Here is a 9070-nt window from a genome sequence, read left to right on the forward strand (position 1 = left end):
ATAGGCAAGATAGCAAACGGCATTGCCGACGATATGCTGACTACCACTGTCATGGCGTGTACCTGCAAAAAGATAATCGCTCCCGCCATGAACCATAATATGTTCCATAATCCCATTGTTCAGGACAATATCGGGAAGCTGAAAAAGTTCGGCTATGAGATCGTCGAGCCTGTCTGCGGAATGCTGGCGAACCGCGATATCGGCGACGGAAAGCTTCCCGACGAGGAAACTCTCCTTGAATACATCGTCCGCGAGGCTGCCTTTGAAAAAGACCTCGCAGGAAAGAAGATCCTCGTTACCGCCGGCGCTACCCGTGAGAGCATCGACCCTGTCCGCTTCATAACCAACCACTCCAGCGGCAAAATGGGCTTTGCCATTGCAAGAGCCGCTATGCTCAGAGGCGCGGACGTTACGGTAGTTGCAGCTCACACCGATGTCGAGCCGCCTATGTTCGTGAATGTTGTCCCCGTGAAGTCCGCAGAGGATATGTTCAACGCCGTAAAAGAGCGCCTTGACGAGACGGATATCGTTATCAAGGCAGCTGCTGTTGCGGATTATACTCCGACTACAACTGCCACAAGCAAGATAAAGAAGTCCGACGGAGATATGAGCATACCTCTGAAGCGCACAACAGATATACTTAAGTATATCGGAGAAAACCGCCGTGCAGATCAGGTCATTTGCGGCTTCTCCATGGAGACCGACAATGTCATTGAGAACTCCCGTGCAAAGCTCACAAAGAAAAACTGTGACATGATATGCGCTAACTCTATAAGAAGTGCAGGTGCCGGCTTCGGTACGGATACCAATATCATCACTATGATAACTCCCGACGATATGCAGGAAATGGAGCTCATGTCCAAATTCGACGCCGCAAATATTATCCTGTCAAAGCTTAAAGCTCTCTCGGATAACAAATGACTGCCAATACAGACTAAAATAAAAACGACCTCAGAATGAGGTCGTTTTTTTATGTTTTATGATGCTTTATTTGAGAACTGCTCTATAAGCTCCATCCACTGGTCGAACTCTTCCTTCGTCATCATGTCCTTATAGTCCTCATATTTGAGCTGACCCGGGTCAAATTCGAAATCGAATTCATCATCGTCAGAACCGCCTATTATACTGCCGCCTGCTGTTGATCTGTGATCGTCGTCGTCATAGTCCTCGTCAAGATCAAAGTCAAAGTCAAAATCGTCGCTGTCCCAGTCGTCAAAGTCAAAGCTTTCAGCTTCTTCCGCACGCTTGTCGTATCCGTACTTGAAGCTTTCTGCGCCGCTCTCGGCAAGCTCCTTGTCAATGCCGATCTTTTCGAGAGAGTTCTTTACAAACTCGGCAAGCTCGTCAGATGTGATATAACCATCATAGTCGTCAATATTTGTTATATCTACCATAAAGGCGCCGTTCTTGCTCGGCATATCAATATCCGCACCGTCATTCAGCGCATATGCAAGCTTGAGCGAGCCGTAATTTGTGCCGTCTATAAGAATGTTATACTTTATCTCTTCACTCTTGCCGTCCGAGCTGCATGATATGTCTATTGTATCGGTGTCGGGAGCGATCACTGATATATCACCGCTGAAATAGCCCTTTTCTTCGTCCTTGACCTCAACATTGCTGAAGTTCACATAAACGCTCTCTTCATCAGAGCCATAAAAATCGCTGTATGTAAATGTGAGATCTCCACTGTAGCTCTTGCCGCTTTCCTCAGCCTTAAGACTTGCTTTGAATAAAGGTTCGTTGCCTTCGCTGAACATAATCTCGCCTCTTACAGCGCTTCCGTCCCTGCCTAAAACAAGTCTCAGCGAATCATCATCGTCGTTCCTGAATTCAAATCCGCGGATAGTTCCCGCTGCGTCGATATATGTGTCGATGCTTACGACTGTCTCGTTATCGTAAGCGTTTTCCGCAAGATCATCCCTGAGCTCGTTGATCTCTTTATCGAGATCATCGGCATACTCTGCCTCGTCCTTTACTGCATTCAGCTTATTTACGGCGATATTTTTGAGTACCTTATCGCTCTTCATTGCCTCAAGATACTTTACGGCAAGCTCGTCCAGCTCCTTATCGTTAAGGTCAACGGTGGCTACCGTATAGTTTACGTTGATATCGCAGACAGCAACACTTTCCTTCTTCTCGACCTTAACGTCCTCCGCAAAGCTGCCCCATATACCTGCGTACTTGTTTATTTCCTCTTCAAGCTCCTCGGGAGAAATGACAGATGCGGGGTCTTCAAGCATCATCTTATACATTTCGATGAACTCGCTCACTCCGTACAAGTCGGAGCTGCTGCCCATTTCAAAGCCCAGCCACTGCTCCTTGAGCTCGGGGATACGGAAGAAATAATCCATATTCTCGGCGTCGGCAGCAAGCTCATAGCTCATTATTTCCTTACCGTCAAATTCAAGGCCGAGATCCGAGCTGACTCTGTTCTTCTTAACCTTATAGCTGCCCGAAAGAAGTATCTCATTCGTATTGTTGATAACGTCTGTAACGCTCTTTGTAACTTCGTCTTCCACATCACCGAAAATATCATCGCTCAGCATATCCTTTGCGTCCTGTGACGGCTCAAAGGAGAGCATAAGGTCCAATGTCCCGCCCTTTTCGCGCTTTTCAAGCATCTTTCTGTAGCTCTCGCTTACAGATTCGCCGATAGTTTTTGAATTCTTTTCTGTGACCCACGCATAATAATGCTCGGGACTGCTCACACGGAGCTTTACCTGATTTTTCACAGTGTCGGAAACTGCATAAGACGTTACAGCTCCGCCTGCGATGACTGCTGCTGATATACCCCCTATCAGCGCTGCCTTTTTTCCTCTGCCTTTCCTTGTAACATTATCGACTCCCGAAACAGTAGTCTCAAAGCTGTCGGGAAAAGCATTGTTCATGCTTCTGTCATTTTCATACATAGTTGATCCCTCCGTAATATTATATCATTGGGAGCCTGCGCTCCTTATGATAATATTATCACAATCATTTTCAAAAGTCAATGATCCTGAATGATTGTTTTCATGATGTAACACTTTCTTTTATTTTTGTTCACATATTCACTGTATATCCTGCAAAATTACGGCAATACTATTATCGGTTCAAGGTGAACCCAATAATCAGAACGGAGATTTTATCATGGAAGATCAGAAGAAGAACAAATGCATTAAATGCGATGTTTCTCAGTGCAGACACAACCTTGTATCTGAGCATTACTGCTCTCTTGACTGTATCTCTGTAGGTACTCATGAGGACAATCCAACTGTTCCCGAGTGTACAGACTGCAATTCATTCGTGGTACGTTCAGGCTGCTGCGAATAAGGGCAAAAAAATAAGCAGTTCCCAAAAAGGAACTGCTTATCGTCTTTTTTTGATTATTCAGCGTTAGGAGCGCCAACAGGACATGTGCCTGCACAAGCACCGCACTCAACACAAGCGTCTGCATCGATAACGTACTTGCCGTCGCCCTCAGAGATAGCACCAACAGGGCACTCTGCTGCACAAGCGCCGCAGCTTACACAATCATCAGAAATAATATATGCCATATATATACACCTCCGTGTTATTCGGGAGCCTGCGCTCCTCGTATTTTCATTTTACCATATCTGAGTAAAAAATCAATAGCTTTTTGTTAGCTATCGCTTACAAAAACATCAAAGCTTGCTGTATACAGGCAAAATCAGGCTGAGAGATGATCTCTCAGCCTGATTATTTATCACTTTTTCCTGTTTGGCTTCTTTCCCGACTTTGAAGCAGGCTTCTTTTCGTTCTCGGTCTTTTTATCGGAAGCTGCCTTTTTCTCAGCCTTTTCAGCCAAGGGAAGCTTGTCTCCGATTATATCCGCGCCCGAAGCTCCCGCAACTGCCCAGAATACAGGGGCATATGCTATACTGCTGCAGCTTATGAAGAAGAGCAGCACACCTCCCGCTGTCATTGCGAAGGTTATGAAGAGCTCGCTGTACTTGCCCTTGCGCGCCGCCTTTACTCCCGCCGATATAACGGGGATAAGTATGAGAAGGAGCGCTATGAGCGAGGGTATTCCCCTTGTAGCCGCTGTATAAAGGTACTCGTTGTAAACCTTATCAAAGGTGAGCCTGTTTCCTTTGGCGTGGAGCATTTCATTGATCTTGTCCGTAAATGCTGCGGTCTTGAGCTGAGGATATACCAGCTGCTCGGGACCTGTTCCCGTAAGCTTGTTATTTGCGATGATATCCATTGTCTTTCTGTTCATATAACCGTAGACCGCCGAGGTATCATCTATATCGAGTATGGACGTGTCTATGCTTCCCGAAGCATCGGCTCTGATATAGCCGTCTGCCCACCAGAGTATCCTTCCGTCATAAAATCTGTATGTATCTTCCGTACCTATCCTGCCCATGCTGACTACTCCGACTGCAAGCGCTGCAAATACTGCCGCAGCAGGTACGCACAAAAGGCGTATCTTGGGAGCCTTGCGTACAAACACTGCCGCTGCTGCCGCAATGAGTGAGAAGATAAGGCCGCAGATACCGACCAGTGAATAGGTAAACATCATTATAAATGAGAAAAGTGCAGCAGAAGCAAGATAGATAAGTCTGTTTCTCTTGCTGTCAGATGTGACAAAGCTTATAAGAGCTGCCGTAAGTGCGAGTGTAAGCAGCATTGCAAGGAAGATAGGCGACATTGAAAGTCCCGAAGCCGCATATGCATACAGGTTTCTGCTTTCGCCGTTTTCCGTGATCTCGCCCAGCAGACGATAGTGGGACAGATAGCCGCCGAACACCTGCAAAAGGGAAATAATGCAGTTGAAGATGCCGACTCCTATAACGCCGTTTATAACGCGCTGAACATCGGCTTTTCGCTTAAGCGATATGGCTGTGGTAAAAAATCCCGCATAGAAGAGTATGGCAAGAAGTCCCTCTCCTCTTTCGGTATAGCCGTAAAGCCCCACACCGTAATCGTAACCGTTGAAAAGCGACACCGCTCCCCATACTATCATTGCTCCGAAAGCGCATACGGGAAGCATTGCCGTTTTTGTGATGTACTTCTTCATTATGCCTATAAGGGCAAGTATCATATTGATAACGCCTGCAACGGCAAGTCCGCCCGCCGTCATGGCATACGAGAACTTATCATCGTTTATCTCGGGTGCAAGCGTAAACAGAGGCATCATGAACATTCCTATTATAAGTCCGTACGAAGCAAGCTTTGAGTACTGCTCCTCGGTCATATTGAGGATAAAGTTTGATTTCTCGGTAGTGTGGAAAATCGTTTTCGGTGTGCTTTTGATTGACTTTGACATTGTTATTCTTTCCTTCCTGCAATATCATGCAGTTTATTTTCTCGAAACTGTTACTGTGTAGGTATTATCCCTGTTTTCTCCCACAGTTATTATTATACCGGGGTCTACGGTCTCGCGGCCCGATCTGTCATACCACGCAAAGCCGTTTATGCTGTTTGATATGACCGCGCCTGTCCTGAAGAAATTATCCTTGTCCTTGAGGTAGGCATCTTCTGCGTCATCAACAAGTCTTATAAAACGGCGTCCGTTATTGTTGTCCGTATAATGATCCTGTCCGCTTTCATATTTGAAAAACGTTCCGTACTCATCTGTTATTTCGGAAGCCTCAATATGCTTGACACTTATTCCGCTTCCTGTTTTTCGCCACCAGAAGTGCGGCTTTACCTGAAAGTTGTTATCGTCAAGTGTAAGATACTCAACTACAAAGAACTCCGACTTATAGCCGTTAAGATCGCCTCTGGGGATTATGAGACAGTTTCCTCCGTCCGACTGACCGTTCACGAGGGTAAAGGTCTGATCGCCCTTTGACGGATCGTATACCATTACCTGATCCTCCCGCATCCAGCCGAGCATGAGCTTTGATGCCGCAGAAAAGTCAGAATAAGCCTCGTCCATAAGATCGTAGCCTGCTGAGCCGTGCATTCCCTCAAAGTCTTCATCACCGGTATAGAGGTAATAATCGGGAAGTCCCATGCAGTGTCCCATTTCATGGAGATAGGTTGATGTGAAGTTAACATAGTTATTAAAGCTGTTGATAGCAGCATTGCCCGTGATCATATGTCCGAGCTGCATACCGTCAACGACCATATCATTGCCGAAGTACTGTCCCGCACACGGCCACCAGTCATCATTGCCCGCCAATACGGGCACACAGAAGAGCACAGCGTCGATGATCTTGTCGCCGTCGGCGTCGAACTGAGTGTAATCCACGGCGCTGTCCATATTTCTTACGACCTCTTCGGCAAACGCCGACTTGTATATATCAGGTCCGTAAGTATCCACACCATGTTTACAGGTATACTTGTAAGCCTTTCCGCTGAGCTCAAGAGCCCCCTTTGAAGCTCTTGAATAGAATGCGCTCATGCTCTCGAAGGGATAGTTCGCAGAATCCTCGTTCCGCGGCCCGAAAGTTATATTTTCTATTTCCTCGACGGTCGGCTCATAATTGAACTTACAGTCGGGGAAATCCACATAGAATACCAGCAGATTGACCTTTCCCTGTGACGGCATACTGCCGTACATATTTTTTACGGGCGGTTCAATGAAGTCCTTTTGCGGCTCAGGCGGAAGCGGAGCTGTTGTAGTGGTAGTGGTAGTCGCAGCAGTTGTTGTGGTAGTGGCAGTTGCAGTAGGCTTGACATCCTCTTCCCATTTCAGTATCACTCCGCATGGAATGTCGGATATGACCACTTTCCTGAGGGCAACAAGGTCAAAGACCTCAACAGCACCGTTCTGGTCAAGGTCTGCCTTCTGTATGCTCTTTGTGCCCGCGGCAGGCTTTACTTCTCTCCTGCCTTCAAGCCTAAGGGTATAATCGGTATTGTCAGCCAGTCTGAAAATACTGTTTTCAGTCAGCTTTTCGGTACCGTGCAGATGCTTTGACAGGACAACGATATCCGCAACATTTACCGCACCGTCGCCGTTAAGGTCTCCCATCAGACCTGTCTGCTTCCATGCGGCGGCAGCTCCCAAAGGGAACGACGATACCGCAAGAAGCAGTGAAGCAGCTGCCGAAGCAAGTGCTCCGAAGAACCATTTCCTTTTCATAGTATAGCCCCCTCATTCATTCCTATCATGAACAGATTATTTTACTCTGAAGGCTCGGGGAAGAGCTTCCCGAAGTCTCCACGGTAAAATAAAACGGCTGTCGAGCATAACGCCCGACAGCCGAACGTCTGCGGAAGAAAAACCGCTCCCGCAGTGATCTGCATTATTTTGCGTAGTCAGTAACTCTGCTTTCGCGTATGATATTGATCTTGATCTGACCGGGATAATCCATTTCAGTCTCGATCTGCTGAGCGATCTGTCTTGCCACCAGTACCATCTTCTCATCGTTGATGACCTCCGGTGTGACCATGATCCTGACTTCGCGTCCTGCCTGTACAGCAAAGCACTTTTCAACGCCGTCGTAGGAGTTGCATATCTCCTCGAGCTTCTGAAGGCGCTTGATATAGCTTTCATAGTTTTCGCTTCTTGCGGCAGGTCTTGCAGCTGAGATAGCGTCGGCTGCCTGAACTATGCAGGCAATGACTGTTTTCGGCTCAACGTCATTGTGGTGAGCTTCAACAGCGTGGATAATAACAGGATTTTCGTTGTATTTTTTACAAACGTCAACACCTATCTGTACATGAGAACCCTCGATCTCGGCAGTAAGAGCCTTACCGATATCATGGAGAAGTCCTGCACGTCTTGCGATATTTGCGTCAACGCCCAGCTCGGAAGCAAGAACTCCGCAGAGCTTAGCGACCTCGATAGAATGATCGAGGACATTCTGTCTGTAACTTGTACGGAATTTGAGACGTCCGATAAGCTTGATGAGCTCGTGGTTGAGACCGTGAACATTGGTCTCGATAACAGCGCGTTCACCCTCCTGCTTGATGCGGTACTCGACCTCACGTTTAGCCTTTTCGACCATTTCCTCGATGCGTGTGGGGTGGATACGGCCGTCGGCAATAAGCTTTTCGAGGGCGATCCTTGCGACCTCACGTCTGATCTGGTCAAAGCAGGATATCGTGATCGCTTCGGGCGTGTCGTCGATGATGAGATCGACGCCTGTAAGGGTCTCGAGAGTTCTGATATTACGTCCCTCACGGCCTATTATACGGCCCTTCATTTCGTCATTTGGAAGAGGAACGACAGAGACTGCCGCCTCTGACACCTGATCGGCAGCTACCTTGGCGATGGCAAGAGAGATATAGCTTCTTGCCTTCTCCTGACATTCGTCCTTTATCTGCTGCTCGTAAGCTGCTATCTTCACAGCCTTTTCGTGTACGAGGTCGTCTTCAAGCTTTGAGATTATGTACTCCTTAGCCTGATCCTTTGTAAATTCGGAAATACGCTCGAGAATATCCATCTGGCTTTTCTTGATAGAGTCAGCCTCCTTCAGCTTTTCGTCGGCTGATTTGATCTTCTGATTGAGCATATCCTCCTTTTTCTCAAGGTTATCTGTCTTCTTGTCTAAATTTTCCTCTTTCTGCTGCATTCGTCTTTCCTGACGTGACAGCTCTGCTCTGCGATCCTTGATCTCCTTGTCCGCTTCTGTGCGAAGCTTATGTATCTCGTCCTTAGCCTCGATGAGAGCGCTCTTCTTCTTGTTGTCAGCGTCCTTTTCGGCGTCCTCAACAATACGCTCGGCCTGCTGTTCGGCAGAACCCACTATCGCTTCAGCGTCGCGCTTGCGCTGTTCAACGCCTGCTGCGATACCCTTTTTAAAGAAAAGAGCATATCCCACGCCCACACCTGCTGCGAAAGCAACGAGTATAAGAACAATAGCTACACCCAAGTTCATACAGTGCATTACCTCCTTTTTGTAAGAATAATCAAAAGTTTGTATCATAGTTTTAATTATTACTTCAAGGCGGTAAATGCCGCATTATTTTATTCATTTGTAAATATATAGATCAACAGCCGAGTTTTTACCTCAGCCTGCAAAAAATAGACGGACGTTGTATCCCCGTCCAAGATTTGTTCCGTAATCATATTTGAACCGCTTGTTTTATCTTTATATTCCGACTGCGGATAATGATGTAAAACAAAGCTGCATATACTGCCATAGTAATATTATGCAAATAAATACAACAC

7 protein-coding genes are annotated in these 9070 nt (G+C 46.9%); 2 read left to right on the top strand and 5 right to left on the bottom strand.

Annotated elements, in window-relative coordinates; translation table 11 throughout:
- A partial coding sequence (gene coaBC / locus Q0R37_RS13790; protein ID WP_294755134.1) for a bifunctional phosphopantothenoylcysteine decarboxylase/phosphopantothenate--cysteine ligase CoaBC occupies window positions 1–921 on the top strand: 921 nt, incomplete at its 5' end.
- 56 nt (window positions 922–977) lie between these two features.
- Here coaBC and Q0R37_RS13795 read toward each other — a convergent pair.
- A complete protein-coding gene (locus Q0R37_RS13795; RefSeq protein WP_294755135.1) occupies window positions 978–2909 on the bottom strand; it encodes a DUF6583 family protein in 1932 nt (643 codons plus the stop codon).
- 217 nt (window positions 2910–3126) lie between these two features.
- Here Q0R37_RS13795 and Q0R37_RS13800 point away from each other — a divergent pair, with 217 nt between their 5' ends.
- Window positions 3127–3309, top strand: coding sequence for a DUF1540 domain-containing protein (locus Q0R37_RS13800; protein WP_294755136.1), 183 nt, complete (start codon window positions 3127–3129; stop codon window positions 3307–3309).
- 53 nt (window positions 3310–3362) lie between these two features.
- On the opposite strand, the gene Q0R37_RS13805 is transcribed toward Q0R37_RS13800, so the two are convergent.
- The 4 genes from Q0R37_RS13805 to rny all read right to left on the bottom strand — a co-directional run bounded on the left by Q0R37_RS13805 (window position 3363) and on the right by rny (window position 8777).
- Window positions 3363–3533 carry a 4Fe-4S binding protein gene (locus tag Q0R37_RS13805; RefSeq protein WP_294755137.1) on the bottom strand — a complete coding sequence of 57 codons (171 nt, stop codon included), beginning with the start codon at window positions 3531–3533 and terminating at the stop codon, window positions 3363–3365.
- 170 nt (window positions 3534–3703) lie between these two features.
- On the bottom strand, window positions 3704–5269 hold the full coding sequence (locus tag Q0R37_RS13810) for an O-antigen ligase family protein (protein WP_294755138.1): 1566 nt from the start codon (window positions 5267–5269) through the stop codon (window positions 3704–3706).
- Between the two features lie 33 nt (window positions 5270–5302).
- Window positions 5303–7036, bottom strand: a complete 1734-nt coding sequence (locus tag Q0R37_RS13815; RefSeq protein ID WP_294755139.1) for a dockerin type I domain-containing protein — start codon at window positions 7034–7036, stop codon at window positions 5303–5305.
- A 163-nt stretch (window positions 7037–7199) separates the two neighbouring features.
- Window positions 7200–8777, bottom strand: coding sequence for a ribonuclease Y (gene rny / locus Q0R37_RS13820; RefSeq protein WP_294755140.1), 1578 nt, complete (start codon window positions 8775–8777; stop codon window positions 7200–7202).
- Window positions 8778–9070 lie beyond the last annotated feature (293 nt).

Source organism: uncultured Ruminococcus sp. (assembly GCF_946415235.1).
Lineage (GTDB): Bacteria > Bacillota > Clostridia > Oscillospirales > Ruminococcaceae > Ruminococcus.

Coding starts and splice junctions, on each gene's coding strand:
- Q0R37_RS13795 (WP_294755135.1), bottom strand. CDS start 2,909: ATGTATGAAAATGACAGAAGCATGAACAATGCTTTTCCCGACAGCTTT.
- rny (WP_294755140.1), bottom strand. CDS start 8,777: ATGAACTTGGGTGTAGCTATTGTTCTTATACTCGTTGCTTTCGCAGCA.
- Q0R37_RS13815 (WP_294755139.1), bottom strand. CDS start 7,036: ATGAAAAGGAAATGGTTCTTCGGAGCACTTGCTTCGGCAGCTGCTTCA.
- Q0R37_RS13805 (WP_294755137.1), bottom strand. CDS start 3,533: ATGGCATATATTATTTCTGATGATTGTGTAAGCTGCGGCGCTTGTGCA.
- Q0R37_RS13810 (WP_294755138.1), bottom strand. CDS start 5,269: ATGTCAAAGTCAATCAAAAGCACACCGAAAACGATTTTCCACACTACC.
- Q0R37_RS13800 (WP_294755136.1), top strand. CDS start 3,127: ATGGAAGATCAGAAGAAGAACAAATGCATTAAATGCGATGTTTCTCAG.